This window comes from Streptococcus oralis, assembly GCF_024399415.1.
In the GTDB taxonomy this organism is placed as follows: domain Bacteria; phylum Bacillota; class Bacilli; order Lactobacillales; family Streptococcaceae; genus Streptococcus; species Streptococcus oralis_CS.
The window spans coordinates 1204900-1228105 of the sequence record NZ_CP029257.1; the positions used below are offsets into that span (position 1 = coordinate 1204900).

Annotated in this window: 20 protein-coding genes, 1 pseudogene and 1 other annotated feature; of the genes and pseudogenes, 1 reads left to right on the top strand and 20 read right to left on the bottom strand. The window is 41.3% G+C overall.

Annotation, left to right across the window (positions count from 1 at the left end; all coding sequences use genetic code 11):
* Positions 1 to 29: 29 nt before the first annotated feature.
* From DG474_RS05935 to DG474_RS06025, 19 genes and pseudogenes are all read right to left on the bottom strand, one after another.
* On the bottom strand, positions 30 to 2576 hold the full coding sequence (locus DG474_RS05935; RefSeq protein WP_255777657.1) for a M1 family metallopeptidase: 2547 nt from the start codon (positions 2574 to 2576) through the stop codon (positions 30 to 32).
* 120 nt (positions 2577 to 2696) lie between these two features.
* Positions 2697 to 3137 (bottom strand): ASCH domain-containing protein, encoded by a 441-nt coding sequence (locus tag DG474_RS05940; RefSeq protein WP_125420935.1) that lies wholly within the window; start codon positions 3135 to 3137, stop codon positions 2697 to 2699.
* Positions 3106 to 3982: pseudogene (locus DG474_RS05945) on the bottom strand (putative PEP-binding protein). Before DG474_RS05945 ends, DG474_RS05940 begins: the two are co-directional and overlap by 32 nt.
* The gene (locus tag DG474_RS05950; RefSeq protein ID WP_255777658.1) at positions 3960 to 4460 is read right to left on the bottom strand and encodes an NUDIX hydrolase; all 501 of its coding nucleotides are present in this window, start codon (positions 4458 to 4460) and stop codon (positions 3960 to 3962) included. Before DG474_RS05950 ends, DG474_RS05945 begins: the two are co-directional and overlap by 23 nt.
* 10 nt (positions 4461 to 4470) lie before the next feature.
* Entirely contained in the window at positions 4471 to 5169 is a 699-nt protein-coding gene (locus DG474_RS05955) for a 3-oxoacyl-ACP reductase (RefSeq protein WP_255777660.1), read from the bottom strand.
* Positions 5162 to 5398 carry a DUF2829 domain-containing protein gene (locus DG474_RS05960; protein WP_255777661.1) on the bottom strand — a complete coding sequence of 79 codons (237 nt, stop codon included), beginning with the start codon at positions 5396 to 5398 and terminating at the stop codon, positions 5162 to 5164. Before DG474_RS05960 ends, DG474_RS05955 begins: the two co-directional genes overlap by 8 nt.
* Before the next feature lie 113 nt (positions 5399 to 5511).
* Positions 5512 to 6327, bottom strand: coding sequence for a hypothetical protein (locus tag DG474_RS05965; protein ID WP_000749425.1), 816 nt, complete (start codon positions 6325 to 6327; stop codon positions 5512 to 5514).
* A 148-nt stretch (positions 6328 to 6475) separates the two neighbouring features.
* Complete coding sequence (locus tag DG474_RS05970) at positions 6476 to 8728, bottom strand: glucosaminidase domain-containing protein (protein ID WP_255777662.1); 2253 nt, start codon at positions 8726 to 8728, stop codon at positions 6476 to 6478.
* Positions 8729 to 8838: 110 nt separating this feature from the next.
* On the bottom strand, positions 8839 to 9825 hold the full coding sequence (locus DG474_RS05975; RefSeq protein ID WP_255778964.1) for a dihydroorotate dehydrogenase: 987 nt from the start codon (positions 9823 to 9825) through the stop codon (positions 8839 to 8841).
* Positions 9788 to 10588 carry a dihydroorotate dehydrogenase electron transfer subunit gene (locus tag DG474_RS05980; RefSeq protein WP_255777663.1) on the bottom strand — a complete coding sequence of 267 codons (801 nt, stop codon included), beginning with the start codon at positions 10586 to 10588 and terminating at the stop codon, positions 9788 to 9790. Before DG474_RS05980 ends, DG474_RS05975 begins: the two co-directional genes overlap by 38 nt.
* Before the next feature lie 245 nt (positions 10589 to 10833).
* Positions 10834 to 11214 (bottom strand): lactoylglutathione lyase, encoded by a 381-nt coding sequence (gene gloA, locus DG474_RS05985; RefSeq protein ID WP_255777665.1) that lies wholly within the window; start codon positions 11212 to 11214, stop codon positions 10834 to 10836.
* A gap of 97 nt (positions 11215 to 11311) precedes the next feature.
* Complete coding sequence (locus DG474_RS05990) at positions 11312 to 14083, bottom strand: J domain-containing protein (RefSeq protein WP_255777666.1); 2772 nt, start codon at positions 14081 to 14083, stop codon at positions 11312 to 11314.
* 13 nt (positions 14084 to 14096) lie between these two features.
* Entirely contained in the window at positions 14097 to 15761 is a 1665-nt protein-coding gene (locus tag DG474_RS05995) for a molecular chaperone HscC (RefSeq protein WP_255777667.1), read from the bottom strand.
* Between the two features lie 173 nt (positions 15762 to 15934).
* A complete protein-coding gene (rplT, locus tag DG474_RS06000; RefSeq protein ID WP_000124830.1) occupies positions 15935 to 16294 on the bottom strand; it encodes a 50S ribosomal protein L20 in 360 nt (119 codons plus the stop codon).
* Positions 16295 to 16345: 51 nt separating this feature from the next.
* Entirely contained in the window at positions 16346 to 16546 is a 201-nt protein-coding gene (gene rpmI, locus DG474_RS06005; protein ID WP_001125942.1) for a 50S ribosomal protein L35, read from the bottom strand.
* A gap of 32 nt (positions 16547 to 16578) precedes the next feature.
* Entirely contained in the window at positions 16579 to 17109 is a 531-nt protein-coding gene (gene infC, locus DG474_RS06010) for a translation initiation factor IF-3 (RefSeq protein ID WP_000848184.1), read from the bottom strand.
* 15 nt (positions 17110 to 17124) lie between these two features.
* Positions 17125 to 17256: a sequence feature (ribosomal protein L20 leader region), on the bottom strand.
* A gap of 72 nt (positions 17257 to 17328) precedes the next feature.
* The gene (locus DG474_RS06015) at positions 17329 to 19569 is read right to left on the bottom strand and encodes a DNA internalization-related competence protein ComEC/Rec2 (RefSeq protein ID WP_200371573.1); all 2241 of its coding nucleotides are present in this window, start codon (positions 19567 to 19569) and stop codon (positions 17329 to 17331) included.
* Complete coding sequence (locus DG474_RS06020; protein WP_125397719.1) at positions 19553 to 20203, bottom strand: helix-hairpin-helix domain-containing protein; 651 nt, start codon at positions 20201 to 20203, stop codon at positions 19553 to 19555. The genes DG474_RS06015 and DG474_RS06020 overlap by 17 nt, the downstream gene beginning before the upstream one ends.
* A 66-nt stretch (positions 20204 to 20269) precedes the next feature.
* On the bottom strand, positions 20270 to 20839 hold the full coding sequence (locus DG474_RS06025) for a GNAT family N-acetyltransferase (protein ID WP_255777670.1): 570 nt from the start codon (positions 20837 to 20839) through the stop codon (positions 20270 to 20272).
* A 175-nt stretch (positions 20840 to 21014) separates the two neighbouring features.
* On the opposite strand from DG474_RS06025, the gene ald reads away from it, so the two are divergent.
* Positions 21015 to 22127 (top strand): alanine dehydrogenase, encoded by a 1113-nt coding sequence (gene ald / locus DG474_RS06030; RefSeq protein ID WP_255777671.1) that lies wholly within the window; start codon positions 21015 to 21017, stop codon positions 22125 to 22127.
* A 50-nt stretch (positions 22128 to 22177) separates the two neighbouring features.
* On the opposite strand, the gene DG474_RS06035 is transcribed toward ald, so the two are convergent.
* Positions 22178 to 23164 carry a PhoH family protein gene (locus tag DG474_RS06035; RefSeq protein WP_084921953.1) on the bottom strand — a complete coding sequence of 329 codons (987 nt, stop codon included), beginning with the start codon at positions 23162 to 23164 and terminating at the stop codon, positions 22178 to 22180.
* Between the last annotated feature and the right edge of the window lie 42 nt (positions 23165 to 23206).

Consider the following 23206-nt stretch of genomic DNA (forward strand, 5'->3'; position numbering starts at 1 on the left):
GTTGAGTTTTTGTTTACATTTTGAACGAATTAAGCCTTGCCATATTGGGCTACAACAGCTTCGACTGCTGCTTTCTCACGCTTAATCAAGTCAACACGCGCTGCGATATCCTTGATCCCCATGCGGATATTACGGCTAAGAGCTAGGTCAGAAAGTTGCGGTTCAAAGAATTCCTTATACTCAGCCAAGCGTTCTTCTGTTTTAAAGATGTGTGATGGGAAGATGACAAAGCTATCAAAGCTCATATCCCCACCAAGAGCTGCCTTGATCCAATCCCAGTTTTCACGCGCCCATACCCAAACAGTTTCTTGAGTTGTTTGGTGTCCGAGGAATTGGAGGTACCATGAAGAAAGGTCTTGTGGTTTCACCACAAATTTGTCCTTCCATGAACGAATCAAGGTTTGGATATTGTCAGCATCTGTACTGTAGGCTAGAGCAGCTGCCAACTGGCGTTTGAAGACCGCATCCGTCGCATGAGTGTAGAGGTCCAGATAAGTTGCGACCAAGTCCTTGGTCTCATAGTGTTTCATTTCATTGATAAGAACTTGTGCACGGATGGCTGCTGGAAGTCCTGCAAGGTTCTCCTTGTGAGCTGCAAAGATTTGGCTAGCGACTTGACTAGCTTCTGCATCATTGGAGCGAATCATCATAGAAACGGCCAACTGACGAACCAATTCATCCTCATCTGATTCTCCGTCTTTGGCTTCAAAACCAAGACGGTCATAGTTATGACGAGCTAATTTAGCAACGAGTGTATTAAAGGCTTTCTCAGTCTCTGTTCCTTCATCGATAAAGCGCTCAAGGGCAGAAATCACTTGAGAAACAGCTGAAACCACAAGGTAAGACTCTTCCTTAGCAAGTTTATCAAGGACTGGGAGCAAGTCTGCATAAGAAATGTGCCCTGCTTCAGCCAACAAACGACGTTCTTGAACGATTTGCAGTTTGCTTGTGTTATCAAGTGTCTCTAACTCAGCAAGAACAGCTTCTAACAAGTCTCCTTGATAGTCGGTAATATAGTGGGCAGTATTTTCAGTGTTGAGACGAAGAGCTCCTTCATTTTCAGCAAGAAGAGCGGCGTAGCCAGGAATTTCGATACTTTCAGTTTCAAGTGTATCTGGCAAGCCCTTCCAGTTGCTGTTCAGTGGTACAACCCAGAGACGGTTCTTGTCTTCGTGCTCACCGATAAAGAATTGTTTTTGTGAAATCTTCAAGACATCATTTTCAACTTTGACAGTGAGAACTGGATAACCAGGTTGCTCCAACCAAGAATCCATGAAAGCTGCAACATCTCGTCCTGATGCCTGACCAAGGGCATTCCAAAGGTCACGACCAATGGTGTTGCTGTACTGGTGCTTTTCAAAGTAAGCATGCAAGCCTTTAGCGAAATCAGCATCACCGAGCCAACGGCGAAGCATATGCATGAGACGGCTTCCTTTAGCATAGACGATAGCTCCATCAAAGAGGGTATTGATTTCGTCTGGGTGTTTAACTTCAACGTGAACAGACTGAACGCCATCCGTCGCATCGCGTTTAAGCGCCGCTGGAACACCGCCTGTTTGGAAGTCTTCAAAGATATTCCAACTTGGCTCGATGGCATCCACACAGACGTATTCCATCATGTTAGCGAAGCTTTCATTAAGCCAAAGGTCATCCCACCATTTCATAGTCACGAGGTTCCCAAACCATTGGTGGGCCAACTCATGTGCTACAACTAGGGCAACTTGTTGACGGCTAGCAAAGGTTGAGTTCTCATCTACAACCAAGTAAACTTCACGGTAGGTCACAAGACCCCAGTTTTCCATAGCACCAGCTGAGAAGTCAGGCAGGGCGATGTGAAGTGATTGAGGAATTGGGTACTTAACTCCATAGTAATCTTCGTAAAACTCGATTGAGCGAACAGCGATGTCTAATGAGAAATCAAGGTTAGATAGTGGATGGGCTTTGGTTGAGTAAACACCTACGAGGGTACCGTTTTTAGTTTTAGCCGTTACCCCTTGCAAATCACCTGCAACAAAAGCTAATAAGTAAGAAGACATGCGAGGTGTTGTCGCAAACTTCCAGATGCCTGATTCCTTGCGTTTTTCCACATCAATTTCTGGCATGTTTGACAAGGCCACTTCACCTTCTGCCTGGTCAAAACGAAGGGCGAGGTCAAAAGTAGCCTTGGCTTCAGGCTCATCCACACATGGGAAGGCTTCACGCGCAAAATGGCTTTCAAACTGAGTAGACAAGACTTCCTTCTTGATACCATCAACTGTGTAGTAAGAAGGGTAAATCCCTGTCATATTGTCTGTGATTTTTCCTAAAAAGGCGATGACCAATTCAACTTGACCAGCCTCAGCCAATTCGATATGAAGGGCTTCATTGTCATGGTCAACTGTAAATGGACGAGCTTGACCTGCAACTTCTACAGAAGCGATTTCCAAGTCTTTTTGGTGGAGGGAAATACGGTCACTCTGCGCTTGACCAGTGATGGTCACCTTCCCAGAAAAGGTCTTGGTCTCACGACTCAAGTCTAAAAATAAATCATAGTGTTCAGGAACAAATTGGGTAATAAAATGTTCAACAGCTTGCATAGTTTTCTCCTATTCTAAGTTTAAGAGTTTTACTCTTCTTCAAACAAACTTATTATATCATGTTTTGCTTTAGAAAAAAGGATTGGACGGTAATTTCCAAAACTTTCTTCCTTCTACAGTCTACAGTGGGTAGACCTTGCGAAATTCTTCTAGAACGACCTTGCTGTCAGGTGTAAAAGTCAGTCCTGCCTCTCTCAGCCACTCGGTGAAACAGTCTTCATGGACCTGGCGCCAATAGTCCAAAGATTTATCCCCCTCACCTTCATTGTAGGCATGGTCAGCAGAAACTTGATGAAAAGTCTGAACGGAAACCTTGGTAATTTCGACAATGCAGACAGCCTGATTTTGACTGTCTAAAATGACATCGAAGGTACCTTCTCGCGGAAGAGGTTCGTCCTCTATTGCGTAGAGGTCGTAGGCTGAGGCGGTTGCTGTCTTTTCGCCTTTTAAAACCAAATCTGCCAAGAGATCGGCTTCCACTCCAAAAGCCCAGGCATCTATCTCATCTCCAATCGAGGGGTTAATTTGCTTATACGCATTCCACATTTCTTGCGGTGTCATGGGTTGCTCCTTTGTAATTTTTTACTTACTTCTTTTACACGTTTGAGGTGGTCTGGATAATCAATCTCTAAATCAAAAATCTCTGGGATAGAACTGTAGTGGATAATACACTTGATACCCATCTGATTCATTTTTTGTATGAAAGAAGCATTCAGATAGCCTGCTACAGCAAAGTCAATCTTTTTTATCCTTGCTTTATCCTGCATATCTCTTAGCATATCTAACATTATTGGACTTTCCATATCATGCCATTGACTGTTTCTCACAGTCGCAAAAACAAAAGAAGTCAAATCATTCATTCCAACTATAATCTTTGAAATACCCGTTTCCAGTATCCTGTCCAAGTCAAAATAAGCTGACGGCAATTCAATCATTGTGCCGACTTTTCCAGTAAAACCATGCTCACGCAATACTCTAATAGCTTGCTTTAACTGCTCAGAATTATTGACAAAAGGAAAAATAACAGACAGATTGGGATTTGTTTGATAAACTTCTGTAACGACATGTGCCTCAGCCTGAAATTCATTCGGACACGCCAGCAAACGCCTTATCCCTCTATATCCAAACAAGGGATGATTTTCATCAAAATGCTCTTTAGTCCCCTCTAAACAATTAGCTTCTGTATTTGTTAACTCTGAAAAACGATACCAAACCTCTTCATCTGAGTACAAGGAGCAAATGGTATCTAGATAATCTTTTACAAATTGCTGACAACTTACTAATAGGATGTTTTGATTAAGCTCTCTAAGTAATTATTCTCCACGAATCATACCGACGTGGTGCAATAACTGAGGATAAACTTTTTCAACAATTTGTTCTCCACTAAGGACAAGTTGATTTTTCATCATTCACCTTCCAATTCATATACAAGGTCTTGTCCAACTCTGGAAATCCCAATAACTCTGCTTTGACCTTCAAGACTAATGGTGATGCATTTTCTGTAGTAATTTCTTCCAAATTCAACCAAAGTGCATTTGCTGAATCATTACTTCCATCAAGAACCTCCTGAGGAATTGAATTTTGGGAGTGTTCAAAATCGAGTACTATATCATAAAATGCCATGATATGGTGAACCATAAAATTTTTCAACTCTTCCCTGACGAAAACATCGTAGATTCGAGGATTTGAGTAGCTTCTAACAGTAAATTCTGTCTCTTCCATCACTTCTCTAATCAGAGTTTCCGTCAATCCTTCACCAAGTTGCTGACTACCACCAGGTAGATCATAACGATGTTGATAAGGGCCTCTCGTTTTTTCAATGCAGAGTAACTTCCCATTTTCAAAGCAAACAGCATAGACTCCAAAGTGTTTTTTGATTTCCATCCAACTCCTCCTACTTCAAAGACCAGCCACCATCTATTGTCAAGATTTGTCCTTGCATGGCGCTCGCTTTTCCACTTGCTAAGAAAAGGCTAATCTCTGCTACTTCCTCTGGCTCAATCCAGCGTTTGATGGGAGTTTCACTAGCCACCCAGTTCGCCAATCCACCTGGTTCAAAGTCCGCAGCGGTCATAGCTGTCTTGACTGCCCCTGGAGCAATCCCAAAGACCTGAATACCAGTCTCAGCATAGTCTAGAGCCAACTGCTTGGTAAAGCCAGCTAAGGCGTGCTTAGACGAGGTATAGGCGTGACCACCTCCGCCAGCTAGACTTGAAGCAATCGAACACATATTGATGATGATTCCTTTTTTATTTTCCAACATTTGTGTCAAATAATGCCGAGTCAACTCAACAGGAGTCACGTAGTTGATTTCAAAAATCTCTTGAATTTCCTGCGCTGATTGTTCCAATAAGGGTTTGTAAGCATCCAAAACTCCTGCAGTATTGCACAAAACATCCACATAAGGACACCAGTCAAAAATTGGCTCCAAGTCCAAGGTCAAATCTCTCTGTAAAAAGTGGAAATCACCCTGTAAGAGTGGATTTTCACCTTGGTCAACTCCATAAACTTGATAACCCTTCTCTAAAAAGAGTCGAGCTTGAGCCAGACCAATCCCTGAACTTACACCTGTAATCAATACACGTCTAGTCATGCACTTCTACCCAATCCGTCGCTAAAACATCACAAGGTGTCGGGCTCCACATGGAAAAGCCTTCGCCATCTCCAGACACGTTGATGAGAAAATAAGGCGTCACTTCAAGTGCAACCCCGTTTTGTTCGATAGTGTCAAAGAGTTGGACATAGTTTTCAGCCCCTCCCCAACCAGCGCGTACATATTTTTTCTTAGCTTTTAATCCAGGCAGGATTTCTTCAAAAGTCATGATGTTCTCCTTTAATTCTACATTCTTCAATTAATTATAACAAAAAACCGTTTTCCAACGGCTTTTTGACTGTATCTTAGTTCAATAAAACAAATAGCTATCCAATTCTTTAATTATTTCAGTTCAATTAATTTATTGTAGATTTTCTCAGTCAGTTCTTTCTGTTGTGCTCCTGTTAAATGGTGCGAAGTGCGAATTAATATGGTTCCATAAACATAGTGGGATCCTGGATTTAAAGCAGTTCCATCAAAAGCACTAATATAAGTATTGCGCTTTTCTGCATCTTCTTTTGTCTTATAAACCTCTATATTTCCTCCAACATCATTGCCTTTATGAACAATATCCGAGCCTTCTACAGATTCAGTCACTTGCTTGTCAACAAAATATACAGACGCTGTATATCCTCCTTGTTTATTTAATTTTTTATTAGGGTCATTATCCTCCGTAACAGATTGTACTCCAGTAATTGATTCTATTTCTTTAAGTCTTTCTTCAATAAAAGAACTAGAAGGATTTGTAATTTGTTTTAATTGAAGAATGCTATTTTGATAGTGAGTCAATTTTTCAGACAAATTCTTTTTTGTTTCACTATAATCTAATGGTTGACTTAATTCTTCAATTTGCTTCTCAATCTTAGCAGTCGCTTTCTCCATTTCTGGTTCTTTACGAAGTGAATCTTTGCTATCCTTTATAGTTGATTTCAATTCTTCCAATGTCTTAGAATCAAGAGGTTCTTCATTATTCTCAATAACCTTTTCAGCCTCAGCTATTTGATCTTCAACTTCTTTATTCTTTTCATTTAAATCCTTTACTACATCTTCAAACTTAGTTACAGCAGCTTGATGAGGCGCATAGGATAAGAAATAGTATCCTGTTGCCAAACCTAAAGCAATAAAAGTAATAAGCCCAACAATCATTGATTTCTTCATTTTAAACTCCTCAATTTATAAATAACCTCCTCTATATTTTAATATATTGTTTTAAATATTTCAAGTGTAAAAAGCTATAGAATCAACTTATTGCCAGATATACAAAAACGATAACCACTTTTCAGTAGTTACCGTTGATTTCTTTTGATTAGTCTTTCCCACCAAGTTTGCTATTGATGGTCATCATGATGCTGGCTATCTTCTCACCCCAGTATGGATCAGAAGCATAGCGAACATTCATTCCGGTTGCCTTGTTTCCAAGATGGTCTCTACCATAGTCGATGTAATTCTCACGGATCCACTTGGCCGCTCCGAGAATTCCTTTGTCCACATTATCAAAGCTCTTGGCTGAGAGATATGGGCTAGTATCATAAGCAGCAATACCAAAGAAGTTGTTCTTATCTCTGGCAATTTGACTGCGTCCCCACGCACTTTCAAGAGCACTATGTGCCATCAAGTAAAGGGCATTGACGCCATAGCGTTCCTCAGCTTCTTTGAAAGTCGCTCCTTTACCTGCAAGAGGACTATCCTGCAAGTTCATCATCGAATACAGTTTATCCAATTCAGCTGCACTATAATTACTTGGCTCTCTCAAGTTTTTATAGAGGAAAGGATTTTTAATGGTAAAGCCATCAAAATGCTCTCCATCAGTTGAGTAGTACTTCTTACCAATAACCATAGCAGAAGTGTGTGGAGCTACTTTGATACTCGTATAAGGAGAGAGTTCATGGTAGAGGAATTTCCCATCACTAGTATAATGAGGGATAAACTCGCTTCCTTCATCCACTGCAGTCAAATCACTTTGATTCATATAGCCAGATAAGCCAGAAATCGAAACTGCAAGTCGGCCACCTTTTCGAGTCGAGCTATCCAGTGAGACAATGCTTCCTTGGTTAATGTAACTCAAGATTTCTCCAGATGCACTATAGACATAGGCAGTGATTGGTTTAACTTTGTAATATTTGGTTTTATCCGCAACATGCCATCTACCAGAAGCATCCAAGGTATGACCATCCACAGTTTCATTTTTTGCCATATAACCGCCTGATTTAAGGTAATACCATGATTGGTCGGATGAATCGTAGATTAATTCTTTCTCAGCCATCTTTCCATTTGACTTGAGGTAGAACCAATTGTTCTTGTACCATACCCACTCACTCGCAGCCATATAACCACCAGATTTGAGATAGTAGTAACCATTATCCCAGAGCCATTCTTTATTGGCATAATTTCCATCAGAGTTAATATAGAACCAAGAGTTATAATTCTTGTCAAAGAGCCACCCTTTGCCAGCTTTTGCACCACTGCTCGTCACATAACTGCGGTCAATCCAAGTTTCCGTAGAGAGGTAGCCGCCTGATTTGAAATGGTAATCCTTGCCTTTGATGGTTTGCCAACCTTTTTCAGCATAGGTTCCGTCAGCTTTCAAGTAAAACCAAGAGTTATAATTCTTGTCAAAGAGCCATTCCGATTTCAGTTTGGCTCCACTTTTAGCAACATAGAAGCGGTCAATCCAGCGCTCGGTAGAAAGATAGCCGCCTGATTTGAAATGGTAATCTTTTTCTTTAATCGTTTCCCAGCCTTTTTCGGCATAGCTACCATCAGATTTCAAGTAAAACCAAGCATCATAATTCTTATCAAAGAGCCATTCCGATTTCAATTTAGCTCCACTCTTCGCAACATAGAAGCGATCAATCCAACGCTCAGTAGAAAGATAACCGCCTGATTTAAAATGGTAGTCCTTCCCATCTATAGTTAACCACCTATTTTCAGCATAAGTACCGTCTTGTTGAAGGTAGAACCAACTGCTATAGTTGTCATCATAAATCCAGGCTTGTTTAACCTTATGACCATTTTCTGATATATAGTTCTTACCAAGCCAAGCATTTTTCAGCATTTTACCTTGTGAATTGATGTAGTACTGGTTCTCCCCTTGAGTGATCCACTCATCTTTGGCCATTTTCCCGTCTGCTTTAAGGTAATATTTTTCCTGACCTTGTTGAATCCATTCTTTTTGAGCTTTCTGACCATCAGACTTGAGATAATACCAGGATTCTTGTTCCTGATTAAATACCCACTGTTCCTTGGCTTTAGTACCACTTCCAGTCACATAGTACTGGCCAACCCACGTTTTCGTAGCTAATTTTCCAGCTTCGTTAAAATAGTAATCCTTATCACCAACAGTCAACCAACCGTTCTCAGCACGGTTTCCATCAGCTGTTAAATAAAACCAGGCCTGTTGCGTTTGGTCATAGATCCATTGGTTGGTTGCTGGTTTCCCGTCTGCTTTGAGGTAGGTCTTTCCTTGCCAAGTTCCCTCTTCTGCTTTTGCTGTCTCCACTACAGTAAAAAAACACCCCAATAAGCCAGCACTTACTAGGGCCACTTTCCATCGTTTCATTTAAATGCTCCAATAACGTTTTCTAATCCCTATTGTAACATAGTTAATCGACGGAAATATTACAAATTGATGAAGATTCTATTTCTTGTTGACGATAAGGAAGACCTAGCTTATCTCAGACTGGCTTTGACTTCCTTGCGTAATTCTTCCAAACTGCTAATGCCGTATTTATCCATGACTTTTGGTAAATTTTCAATAATATCAGGACAGGCATATGGATTGGTAAAGTTAGCTGTTCCAACCCCAATGGCAGAGGCACCAGCCAGATACATTTCTAGCGCTGCTTCAGCCGAATCCACTCCCCCCATTCCAATGATGGGCAGGTCTGTTGTTTGGGCTACTTGTCGGATGAGTTTGAGGGCTACTGGAAAGACTGCTGGTCCAGACATTCCACCTGTTCCATTGGCTAGGATTGGTTTTCTTGTTTTGAGGTCAAAGCGCATACCGACTAGAGTATTGATCATGGTTAAGCCACTTGCTCCTGCATCTTCTGCGGCTTTGGCGATGGTGACAACATCCGTTACACTAGGGGTTAACTTGACATAAACTGGCACATCAGAGGCTTCCACAGCTGCCTTTACCACTTCATAAGCTAGATCAGGATCTTGCCCAATCAAAAAACCATGATTACCATGATCCACATTCGGACAAGAGATATTGAGCTCGATAGCTTTTACATTGGCTGCCTTGGAAATCCCCTGAGAAACGGCAGCGTACTCTTGTTTTGAAAAGCCTGCAACATTTGCGATGATGGGAAGCGTAGGATACTCTCTTTCCAGCCAAGGTAGTTTTTCAGCTAAAACAGCTTCTAAACCAGGATTTTGCAAGCCGATTGCGTTGAGCATACCAGCAGGTGTCTCTGCAACCCTGGGAGTAGGATTGCCAAAACGGGGGTCAAGTGTCGTCGCCTTGATCATAATGGAGCCTAAAAGGTCTAAATCATAGTACTTAGCATACTCTTGACCAAAACCAAAACAGCCTGATGCTGGTATGATAGGATTTTTCAAGTCCAAGCCCGGTAGAGAAACTTGTAAACGATTTCTAGTCATGACTTTCTCCTTATAATACAACTGTTCCTGTGCGGAAAACAGGGCCATCTTCACAGACGCGTTGGCTAATAGTCTCACTATCTGGCACTTTTAGGACACAGGCATAGCAAGCTCCCATCCCACAAGCCATACGAGATTCCAGAGATAGGTAGGCTCTTGGGTGATCATAAAATCTTTGATTGATATACTTCATCATTCCAGGAGCCCCACAGGAGTAAACAGCATCAAATTGACTGTCTAAATCATTGATGACGACTGACACATTTCCCTTAATGCCATAAGAACCATCATCTGTCGTTACAAAAACCTGACCATACTGGGTTAATTCTGTTTCGAGAATAACAGCATCCTTGTTGGCAAAACCGAGGACTGTCACTACTTTCACCCCACGCGCATACAATTCCTTGGCCACCTCAAGCAAGGGTGGAACACCAATACCCCCACCAACAAGGAGAACTTGGCTCGGGTCGTCCAGGTCAGACAAGTCAAAACCGTTCCCCTGAGGTCCCATCACATCAAGTGTATCACCCTGACTTAATGTTGAAAAAATAGCGGTCCCTGCACCCTCAATCCGATAAATGAGTCGACACTGCTTCTTAGCCTTGTCAATAGATGAGATTGAAATAGGACGACGCAAGAGATGGGCATCATCAGGCACACGCAAATGTAGAAATTGACCTGCTCGCATCGCTTCAACCATTTCTCCTTCTAAGACTAATTCAAAGATTGCTGGCGCAATTTCCTCCTGTGCAACCACCTTCATAGTTTCCAAACGAATGGCACCCAAACGCTTCTTACATGTGGGATTCATGATTTTCCTCCTTAAATTTAAGGGGACCAGATAAAGAAAAGACCTTGCTAGTGCAAGGCCTCAGTTGGGTTAGGCTAGAACTCATGCGCACACTTAAAAAGTCTCCACAGAGAGTCCCCTATCCCTTTTATCTGACACCTTGTGAGTCTCTCTGGACTCCCCTTAAAGGTTAAATTTGTATTAGTATACTCTTTCAGAGAAAAAAAGTCAAGTAGAAAACGAACATTCTACTTGACTTTACTGGATTATTTTTCACGAATGACTTCGACCTTGTAACCGTCAGGATCTTTGACAAAGTAATAGTTTGGTTGAGTTCCTGGAAGTCCGTTAGGCGCTGTCACCTCATAGCCCTTCTCGCTATGTTCTTGATGAAGCGCCTCAAGATCAGGTGTACTGAGGGCGATATGGGCAAACCCATCTCCAACCACATAAGGGCCGTGATCATAGTTATAGGTCAATTCCAACTCGTAGTCATCACCATCAAGTCCTAGATAGACAATGGTGAAAGCATGATCTGGAAAATCCCTGCGACGCAATTCTTTAAAACCAAAAGCATCTTGATAGAATGCGATTGATTTTTCAAGGTTTTCTACTCGTAAGCAAGTGTGTAGCATTTTTGAAGCCATTTTCATTACCTCTTTCATTTGAATAGTTCTATTATACCTTTATTCAGGAAAATTTACTAGAAACTTGAACTAGAGTCCTCTTCTCTAAGCTTTCATTCTAAGCAGAACTTTTACGATTTTCCTTGCGTATATTGCGAATAAGGAAAAGCATGATCAGGACAAAAAGTCCCTCGAGGAAGTAGAAAGCAAATTCGCTGTTCATGATTAGTAAGTCTCTGTAAAAATATTTATTATAGAAAACTGAATTTGGTGCGAATAGGATTCGGAACAGTCTTCTTAGGAAAATAAAGATCTGCAATCCATAAATCATAAAGACCTTCTTCACACCAATCATGAAGCCTTGATCCTTTGTAAAATAAGACAAGGCAACTCCATTTAACAAGAGGATAACAGTTATAGCCAGTGTTTCATTTCGTAGAATAGTTGGATCAAAGATGTCTAAACGGATGTGAATGTAGGGCAACGTTTGAAAGAGTAAGATTCCCAAGATTGCTGGTATGAAAATTTTCTTCAGAGATGGTGGAAATCCAGGACTAAATCTTGTAAAAGATAAGCAAATCACAAGGATTGCAAAAATATGGAAGTAAGCTATTGCAACTCCTGAAATAGTCTGGCTTCGATTTACCAAAGCAGAAAGAAAACCAGCAGAAAGAAAGATACCGATAGGAATCAGCTTATCCAAAGAATAATCCCACTTCAGTCCTTGACTCACTTGGAAACCATCGATGAAGCTGAAAAATGTAATAAACATAAGGGCACCAATGAGACCAAAAGGTAAGGATGGAATGACGAGGGTCAATAGCAAGATTAGTAGGAACCATGGATGGGGGCTGTAGTAGAATTTCCGTTTTTCCCCCCTAGCAGTCACTCCTTCCTCAATCGGTGTTTTCCTTAATTTTAGCATATAGACGTAAAAGAGAGAAAACATACCCGCATGAACCCATGAATTATAACCCGGTCGCTCTATAATACTGAGTAGCAAACTTACAATCGTAAAGAGACCAGAGAAAATCTGAAGAAACTTATTTTTAAAGACCTGTCTTTTTTTCCAATCCAAATAAGAGAGCTTGGCCTTTGGATGACTAAGTTCATAAGCATAAACTGTCATCTCTTCTAGTTTCTGGTCTGTCTCCTCCGTCATCATTTGGGGAGCCATTTTAGAAGTAGGAAAAGGAGATAAAACATATCTCAGGAGCTCGCCGTCTGTAAACCGATGGTACTCCTTATAGATCTGTTGAAGTAAAATCGTTAGAATACGTGGTCTTCCTTTAAAGTAGCTTCTCCACTTTTCCCAATCATTGATATCTTCATCGTTCTTAGTGAGCTTATCTATATAAAGATAACCTTCATTGTACCAGTAATCAAAATTTTCTTTTTTGTTAAGTGCATACTCCTCTACCACTGAAGGATAGGAATGGATACTCTTCCAGAAATGAAGTTTTTTCAGGTAAGGATTTGATTCCTCATCACTGTAACGCTCCACAAATTGGAAAACAAGGGCTAACACTTTCGCATTGGTTAAAGGATAGACGTCCACCTTTTCTAACAAATCAAGTAGGAGCGTGTGATCTTTGACTGATTCAAAAAGGTATTGCCAATCACGTAACAGTTTGTACTCGTCTTCATAGTGAGCATGGAGCAACTCATAAAAGGCTGCCTCAACTTCATCCGGATTATCTAGAGTGTAATGACTAAAGTCAACGTTTTCTCCCAGCTCCTCTTTTACTTCCTCTAAGTAATCAGCCAAGTCATTCAAGAGTGGATAATCCTCTTCAAATATGACTTGTCGGTTTTTTTCCAGGATATAGGTCAAAACGGGCACACTCTTGATTATCTGACGATTTTGATTTACTTGATCCAAGACCATAAAGCTCAGACAGGGGTGCTTGAAAAACTCTATCCAAGAGCTCAATTGATTTGCTTGGTTAGAATCTTGAAGAATTTCTTGGCAAAGTTGATAAGAATAATAGAATTCTTCAGTGGCTTCATGTGCGCTTTCAAGCGAACTGCCTTCCTCTTCTGCTATAGCTCTTTTAACTTTCCAATACTTCAGCTTATAGTAATAGCCCCAGTACTTAAAGTCAGGTATATAATCTTCCAGCAAGGGGATGAGGATAGAGAATTGCTCCGGTTTGTTAAAAATATAAACATCCATTTCCTCTAAAACGGATTGAACAATGTCCATATCATACTGATACTGATGAAAGAACTGACGCCATAGATGCTCTTGTTCCTCTTGGTTATACCCGTCGTTTCCAACAATACTTTCAATCGCATTTTGGATCAGATAGGTTCCTTCATTATAACCACTAAAGTCAAGAGTAGACCTTGTTGTTCCTTCTTGCCCTTGGTTCTCTTCGTCACCAAACGTTTCAAAGTTGAGGGTATTCGTAGCTCTTTCTTCAGAATCTCCATTTAGCTGAACTTCCTCATCATAGTCACTAAAGTCAAGGGTGGACTTTTGCTTATCCTCTTCTGCTTTAAAGGTTTCAAAGTTAAAGGAATCGCTGAATTTATCAGTCGATTGCTGATAATCACTGAAATCAAGACTAGATCTTTCAGACTCTTCGTTCTCAGTATTCGTTTCTTCAGTCAAGTTTTCAAAGTGGAGACTAGAGTTAGGCTTTTCATTCGCCTCTTCTTCAAGTTCAGCAGCTTCTTGAGAGTCACTCGCTTTTCTTAGACTATTTTCTGGTTTTGTATTTCTAGATCTCACATAAGTCAAGGCTTTTTGATAAGCTTCAACAATTTCTTGGTAAATTTCTGGTTGGTCTTCTGGGTGATAGAGCCGAACCAGTTCAGCATAACGCCTTCTAATAAGCTTGACGTCAGTCGTTGGCTCTATCCCTAAAGTTTCCCATATATTCATAAGGTCTCCTCTTTTACAGTCCTCGCTCTAGGAAGTCTAAATAGTTTGAAAATGATTGATAAAGTTTTGGCAAATGATACACAGATGCTTGACTGACCTCTTCTTCAAATCGTCTAGTTTCAGCCATTAGCTCATCTCTTCTTCTCCCCAAGAGCATACTGTACACGCGATTCGCTTTTTCAATCAAGAAACGATAAACCTCTGTTTCTTGAGCATTAATCTTATAGCGAGTCAACTCTGCTTGCTTAGCCTTGATTTCCTTTTCTGTCAGAGTAACACTATCTTGGAGAATAACATTGCTAAAGACTTCCTGTGTTGAATCAATTTTCACTTCGACATCCAAAATCCCATTTAAATCATAGGTAAAACGAACTGTGAAACTTTCATTTTCTCTAGTATTAACAGGGACGGGAACTTCTAATTCTCCTAGAAACAGGTTTTGTGATGCCTTCATCATCTCACCTTGATAGACCTTTATCTTGACTTGGCTCTGTCCCAATTCAGCCGTGTAGTACTGCTCAATGCGTGAAGCAGGTAGGGTAGAATTTCGCTCAATAATCGGTGAAAAACGGTCTCCAACTATCTCAATCCCCAGTGTAAAAGGACAAATATCAGACAGCAACAAATCTCGAATCTCACCCTGGCGTTCTTTGATTCCTGCTAGAAGGGCACAACCTCTCGCAATCATCCGATCAGGATCATCCGAAACCTGCACCACTTGATTGATACAGTAGGATAAAAAGTCCTGAACCAAGCGGAGTTTCGAAGTCCCCCCAACAAGAACAAAGTTATCTGATGATACATAGCTATAGCGTGCATCCATCAAGGCACGGTCCAAAACGGCCTTAACACGGGCTAGCAGAGGTTGACAAAGCTCATAAAAACGCTGGTAGCTCAAGTCTAAAGTGTATTCCTGTTCTTGGTCCAGAACTGTCATCTTCACTTCTTCTTTCTCATTGAGTTCTAGTTTAGTCTTTTCAGCCTGTACCAGAATTTTGCCATAAAATTCACGGGAAATCGTATCCTTGGTTAATTTATTGGAGACTAAAAATTCCTCAGCAATTGCTGCAGTAAAATCCTCTCCTCCCAAACGATTGTCCCCTGCAATCGACACGATTTCAACAATATTATCAAACAACTCAACAACTGAGATATCTAGCGTACCCCCACCAAAATCGACTACAATAAAAGATTGATCTTCTTGGTTTACCATAGATCTTTTAGCAAGAGCCGCTGCGGAAGGTTCATTGATAATCCGATCAATCTGAACGCCTGCAAATTTCCCTGCTAGTTTGGTCGCATAGCGTTGAGCATCATTGAAATAGGCTGGAACACTGACAATCACTTCCTCGACCTTTTCTCCAAGATAGGTCTCTGCATCGTCTACCAACTTTCGAATGATAAAAGAGCTCAATTCTTCAGCCTTATATGCTCGATTTCCTAACGTCAACTCATGCTTAGTCCCCATAAAACGCTTGAACTGAGAAACCGTCTTATCTGGGTGGGTCACCAAGCGTTCCTTGGCAATTTTTCCAACAATAATCTCATCATTCTCATCTAAAGTCACAACAGAAGGAGTCAAATACTCACCAAAAGCATTGGGAATCAGCTTGACCTGGCCATCTTGGTATACCCCTACTAAAGAATTAGTCGTCCCTAAATCAATACCTACTATCATCTTCTTCTAACTCCAAATCTTTTTAGATATTCCTATTATACAAGAAATATCCTATTTTCTTTGAAAAAATCTGTTATTTACTCTCTAAAATAGAAAATCATTTATGGTAAATAAAAAAGTTTCATCCTACTCTTGCGGTAAAAACCACGAGAGTAAGAATGAAACAGTTGTCATTATTTACCAAGTTTTGCTTTAGCTGCATCTGCAAGAGCTGTGAAAGCTGCTGCATCGTTAACAGCCAAGTCAGCAAGCATTTTACGGTTAACTTCGATTTCAGCCAATTTCAAACCATGCATCAATTGTGAGTATGAAAGTCCGTTCAAACGAGCTGCCGCATTGATACGAGTGATCCACAATTTACGGAAGTCACGTTTTTTCTGACGACGGTCACGGTATGCATAGTAGTAAGAGTTCATTACTTGTTCTTTTGCAGTACGGAACAAGATGTGTTTAGCTCCATAGTAACCTTTTGCTAATTTAAGAATACGTTTACGACGTTTGCGTGATACAACGCCACCTTTAACACGTGCCATGTTTTATTTCCTCCAAATATTTCCTAGAATTGTTTACTTACTGTTAGGCTATTATTTCAAGCGAGTAAGCATTGCTTTGATACGTTTGAAATCTCCTGAATGCACCATAGATGCTTTACGAAGATGACGACGTTGTTTCTTAGTTTTTCCGTGGAAACGGTGAGAAGTGTAAGCACGGAAACGTTTAAGTCCACCAGAACCTGTACGTTTGAAACGTTTAGCTGATGCGCGGTGTGTTTTTTGTTTTGGCATGATTTTTTCTCCTTTATTTAACTTTCTGACAATTATTTTTTGTCAGTTGCTGGCGCCAACTGCATGAACATTTGGCGTCCATCCATCTTAGCTCGTTGTTCGATGATCGCAATATCTTGTGTTGCTTCAGCAAACTCGGCTAAAACTTTTGCACCAATCTCTTTATGGGTGATCATACGCCCTTTAAAGCGAATGGATACCTTAACTTTATTTCCTTTTTCAAGGAACTTGCGTGCATTGCGAAGTTTTGTGTCAAAGTCACCCTTGTCAATAGTTGGACTCAGACGAACTTCTTTCACAGTAACAACACTTTGTTTTTTACGTTGTTCTTTTTGCTTTTTCTGGTACTCGAATTTGAACTTACCGTAGTCCATAATTTTAGCAACAGGCGGTTTTGCTTGGGGTTGAATCAATACTAAGTCAACATTTGCACTATCAGCCAATGCTTGCGCTTCACTGAGTGGCTTGATGCCTAGCTGTTCTCCCTCAAGACCGATCAAGCGAACTTCACGTACACGAATTTCATCATTGATGAATAAGTCTTGCTTTGCTATGGTTTTCACCTCTTTTTTATTATTAGAGAAAAACAATAGCGGACTCGTAATAATACAAGCCCGCACGTTATGATAGCGTTTCTTAGAAACTTTTCATCCGTAGGGCCAGGCAACTTGATGTCACAAGGCGAGAAGCTCTCACTTCTGCTTTTCTCAACTTTTATATGATACCAAGTTTTCTATCCCTTGTCAAGATAAAAAGTCAATTTTTCGAAAAGTTTGTCTATTTTATCGAACCGTTTCAATTCTCCAACTATTCCATCCTTTAAAGCGGATAGCCCCTTGCTGGTCAGTTCGGTAAATCTTACTCTTGATACTTTCCATTCGTGTCAAGGTTTCCTGATGGGGGAGTTTCGTACGATTGCTCTTTCCGACTGAAATGAGAGTAATCGCTGGTTTGAGCTGTTCTAGGAAAACTGGATTTGATGAGGTTTTAGCACCATGTTGGCCTGCTTTCAAGACATCCACCTCTAGGTCAGGATAATGCTTCATCAAGTCCTTCTCTCCCTTCTCTTTCAAATTTCCAGTAAAGAAAAAGTGCTTATCCAAAAGTTTTCCATAAAGAACCAGAGAATCATCACGATTCCCATCTCGAATCTGCCTTGGAGATAGAACTTCTAAGTAACTGCCAAAAATCGGGAAATACTCCCCAGCTGTCACACTACGTACCTTGTTTTGACTTGCTTCTAGTTCCGCTACAAATTCCTTCTGTGTCAGACTTCCTTTTGATACTAAAATCTCCCCCACATGGAAAGCCTTGGTCACCTCCAGCAAATCGCCAACATGCTCCTTGTCTGTATTGGTCAAAATCAGCTGGTCAATCTTGTCTACTCCTCGACTTTTTAGATAGGGAATCAAGGTACGCTGGGCATTGCTGGTCGTCGACTTTTCTTGCCAAGCCTCGATTTTCTTATCAGATTCTGCCTTACCACCTACATCTATGAGAATAGTTTTCCCAGTCACATCCCGTAGGAAAATACTTTCACCTTGCCCCACATCCAGCATGGTGATTTCATTTTCCAGTGGATGCTTGGTCAAGAAAAAGAGCCCCACAATAAAGAGACTGAATCCTGCTAGTCTTTTAATGTTTTTCCTCATATCATATAGCAAGGCTAATGAAACTAAGAGGAGAATCAAAAGCCATGTGGTGGGTTGACCAAGGACCAGGGGCCTACTTGCCAGCTGCGATACCAAGCGAATGATGTTCTCCAACCACTCAAAAACAAAGTTAAACTGAGTGACTGAGTAAATAAAAGACAGAATGAATAAGATGGACAAAAGCGGCAAGAAGACCACATCAAACAGAAAGGAAAAGACAAAGGTCAAAAGGATAGACCAAGGCTGAAATTCTGCAAAATAGAAGGATAGAATAGGCAATATTCCCAAAGAAATGACCAGACTTTCTCTGGCAACAGCCTTGATCCCATCGCCTTCTTTGCTAGTCATAGTCAAGATAAAAGCATAAGCGCAGGACAAGACCCCTCCAGCTGTCAAGAAAAAGTTGGGCATGATGATAAAGAGGACAAGGATCGTCAAGGCAAAATTATCCAAACCTTTAACACCATGTTGGGCCAGTAACTTTTGTAAGAGACTGCGAATGACAGATGCTGAAAATCCTGTCAGACCTGCATAGATAAGAGAAAATGGATAAGTTAGCCACTTCAACTTCTCTTGAGTCAAGCCCAATCGCAAGAGGAGTTTCTTAAAGGCCTCCATAAAGAAGCCCACCTGCATACCCGACAAGGCAAAGAGATGGATAATTCCAAGACTGGAATAGAGTTCATTCATCTCCTCAAAGTCCGTGTCCAAATGTCCCAGCAAGAGCCCCGTCATATAGTTGCGCATAGGGTCTGGAAAGTGCGCCTTGATCCAAACTACAGCCTTTCGACGTAAAGCCGACAAATTTTCACCTATATCCCAACTGCTAACCTGTTTAAGTGACTGGATGCTCTTGATAGTCAGTGTCTGGTAAATTCCCTGAGTCTTCAGATAGGCTCGGTAGTCAAATCCACCAAAATTTCTCTGCCCTTCAGGCTCAGAAAGTTTTCCTTCTAGCTCTATCTCGTGAAGGTCTGTTAAGGCCTGAAAGAGCTCTTTCTCTTCCTCGGACTGGAGTTTATAATAAACTTGGAAGGTGCGGCCCTCAGCCTTGCCCCGAAAGGACAGACTGTCTCCATTGACTTTGATGGTATCTGGTAAAATCCGTACCCTTTCAACAGAATCCACTAGGTTCTGACTAGCTTGTGTCTGTTGCCAGTTTTGAAACAAAAACCAAATTCCAAAAACTCCACAAATCGCTAGAACTTTACCAGCCGATTTCCAAGGAAATTGGAAAAAGAGGCAGACCAGCAAAAAAACAAAACCTAGCAGTGCGAGATAGGACGCTCCTAAAATGACAAAGTAAAGCCAGAGTAACAGAAAACTCAGATAGATTAAGGGGATAGGGAAATTCTTAATCCGCTGTGACATAATCTTTTAGCTTTTCTATGGTCTTAGCGCCAATACCAGAGACCTTCTTTAATTCATCAACCGACTTGAATTTGCCATTTGCCTCACGATGGTCGATAATATCCTGGGCTCGTTTTCCTCCCAAGCCTTTGACCTGCTTTAGTTCTTCCAGACTAGCTTTATTGAGGTTGACTTTCTTTTCTTTACTTGTCGAAGGAGTCGTTCCAGAGGCAGCCTGCTGACTAGCTGCTTCTTCTCCCTTAGTTGGAACATAGACAAGAGCCTCGTCACTGACTTTCTGTGCTAGATTGAGCGACTTGCTATCTGCCTCATCTGTCAAGCCACCTGCCTTCTGAACGGCATCATGAACACGACTCCCTACTGGTAAATCATAAATTCCTGGCGATTTAACAGCACCTTTGACATCTACTGTGATTAGATCTTGTTCAGCAGACTCATCCTTTTCTTCCTTCTTGATTTCCTTTTCAGATGATGAATCCTTTGAAACAGCTGCAACTTCAGCCTGCAAGTTTGTTTCTTTCACAGATGTTTGTGAAGTTGGCTTTAGTAGGAAAAATCCGCCCAAGGCCAAACCCAAACAAGCACAGATGACAATGATTTTATACTCTTTTATTTTCTCGATAATTGCTTCCATATTTTCTCCTCTCTTAAGTTATTCGCAAGAGAAAGAAAAAAACAGCTGAAATATCTTTTCAACTGCTTATTTATTTGCAAAATAGTCTTCCTTAGTCAAGACATAATAAACTCTTGTGATCATTCGACCTGGTTCTTTATTATCCATTCTGGCATAGGGTTCTTCGTAGGAAAAACGCATACCTGATTTCTCCATGACCTTTCCTGATGCGGGGTTGTCTTTATCGTGAAGAGCGGTCAACTTGTTCATTCCAATCTTCTCAAAAGCCAGTTCAATCACGGCACGATTGGCTTCTGTCGTCAATCCTTGATTCCAATACTTTTGGTTAATAATGTAACCAATAGCTGCTTTTTTGAGAATAGGGTCAATCTTGTGCAAATCAATAGTTCCGATAAACTGACCATTGCTTTTTAGTTCGATTCCCCACCGTCCCAAGGGATTGGTTAAGTAGAACTGAGCGATGTTGTTCTTGGTTTCTTCTAAGCTTTGATTTGTTGGAAAAGTGTAGCGTGTATTTTCTCTGTCTGAGGCATACTCAAACATAGCTTCCGCATCATCCAAGGTTACAGGTCGGAGCAATAAACGCTTCGTTTCTATAGATGGATACTGGGCAAATTTCACAAATATTGATTCCATACTTTCCCTCCATTAGATCTTGATTCTAACTAGTCTAGCATAAATAAATTTGGGTGACAAGTTTTTCTTGATTTTTGAAGCGGTTTCATATACAATAAAACCATCACATTTTTGATTTATGAACTGAAATGTGACAACTAAAACAATCCCGTCAATTGAAAGGTAGGTTATCTCTATGTTAATCGGAATCCCAAAAGAAATTAAAAATAACGAAAACCGCGTTGCCCTAACTCCTGCTGGCGTCCATAGTTTAGTCAGCCGTGGACATCGTGTCCTCATCGAAACAAATGCTGGTCTCGGTTCAGGATTTACTGATGCTGACTATCAAAAGCAAGGAGCTGAGATTGTCGCTACTGCTGGTGAAGCCTGGGCTGCCGAGTTAGTCGTGAAAGTAAAAGAACCACTAACTTCTGAATACGGTTATTTGCGCGATGATCTTCTCCTCTTCACCTACTTGCACATGGCCGCTGCGCCAGAATTAGCAGATGCCATGCTAGCAGCCAAAACAACAGGAATTGCCTATGAAACTGTTCGTGATAATCAAGGACAACTACCGCTCCTCGTTCCTATGAGTGAGGTTGCAGGTCGTATGGCTGTTCAAATCGGAGCTCACTTCCTTACTAAGCAAGCTGGTGGTTCTGGTGTCCTACTAGGTGGTGTACCAGGTGTTCCAAAAGGAAAAGTAACCATCATCGGTGGTGGTGTCGTCGGTACACATGCTGCCCGCATTGCCCTTGGTCTTGGTGCTCAAGTGACTATTTTAGATATCAGCGCTAAGCGTCTCTCAGTTCTAGAAGAAGTCTTTGGAAACCAAATCCAAACTCTTATGTCTAATTCATTCAACATCGAAGCAAGTGTGAGAGATGCTGATGTGGTGATTGGTGCAGTTCTCATCCCTGGTGCCAAAGCACCGAAATTGGTGACAGATGAGATGGTCAAACAAATGCGTCCAGGCTCTGTCATTGTTGACGTTGCCGTTGACCAAGGTGGCGTTATCGAGACAGCTGACCGTGTGACAACACACGATGAACCTGTCTATGAAAAATACGGTGTTCTCCACTATGCCGTTGCCAATATCCCTGGTGCGGTCGCCCGTACTTCTACTATCGCCCTAACCAATGTCACTCTTCCTTATATCGAGGCATTGGCTGGCAAAGGATTTACACAAGCAATTGCTGAAGATGAAGGCTTGCGTCAAGGTGTGACCACTTATAAAGGTTACTTAACTAGCCTCCCAGTTGCTCAAGGCCTCGCTAAAGAGCACACGTCTATCGACGAACTTGTTTAAAGCTAGACACTCATTAAAAAAAAGCAGTTCACATCTGAACTGCTTTTTTGCTATTCTGTTTCTTCCTTCTTTTCTTCATTTTTAACTGAAGCTGGTTCATAAGCTCGGATAATCTGAGCGACAACTGGATGGCGAACCACATCCTTGGCTGAAAAATGAACAAAGTCGATTTGGTGAATGTTCTTGAGCTTTTCTTGGGCATCAATCAAACCGGACTTGACGTTACGTGGCAGGTCAATCTGACTGATATCTCCATTGACAATCATCTTCGAATTAAATCCTAAACGAGTCAAGAACATCTTCATCTGCATGATGGTCGTATTTTGTGCTTCATCGAGAATGACAAAGGCATCATCCAAGGTCCGCCCACGCATGTAGGCAAGAGGCGCTATTTCGATAATTTCACGCTCCATAAGACGAGTCGTTTGGTCTTTGCCGAGAATCTGATACAAGGCATCATAAACTGGTCGAAGATAAGGATCCACCTTCTCCTTAAGATCACCCGGAAGAAATCCTAGACTCTCACCTGCTTCCACTGCTGGACGAGTAAGGATAATCCGCTTGACTTGCCCACGTTTAAGAGCTGTCACTGCCAAGGTCACTGCAAGAAAGGTCTTCCCTGTCCCTGCAGGTCCGATTCCAAAGGTCACATCATGCTGTTTGACACTGTCCACATAAAGCTTTTGACCCAAGGTTTTGACACGGATCGGTTTCCCAGTATTGTCTTTGATAATTTCTTCTTCGTAAAGGGCGACAAACTTGTCGATTTCATCGTTTTTGACCATGCTAATCGCAGTCACCACATCTGGCGTGCCAACGGTCATTCCTCGATTTACCAAGACCATCAAAGCCTGGATAACCTGACGGGCTTCCTCACAGGCAGTCTCTTCTCCCAAAACCTGCACAATCTCCGTACGAGCATGAATCACCACATCGAGCTCTTCTTCCATCAAACGAAGATGGCGCTCATTGGAACCAAAAAGATGGAACAAGTCATCTGGATGACTCAGTTGAATGTCTATTGAATGTTCCTTCAAATAAAGAACCTCTCTAATCCGTTTATTTCTTTTTATTATAGC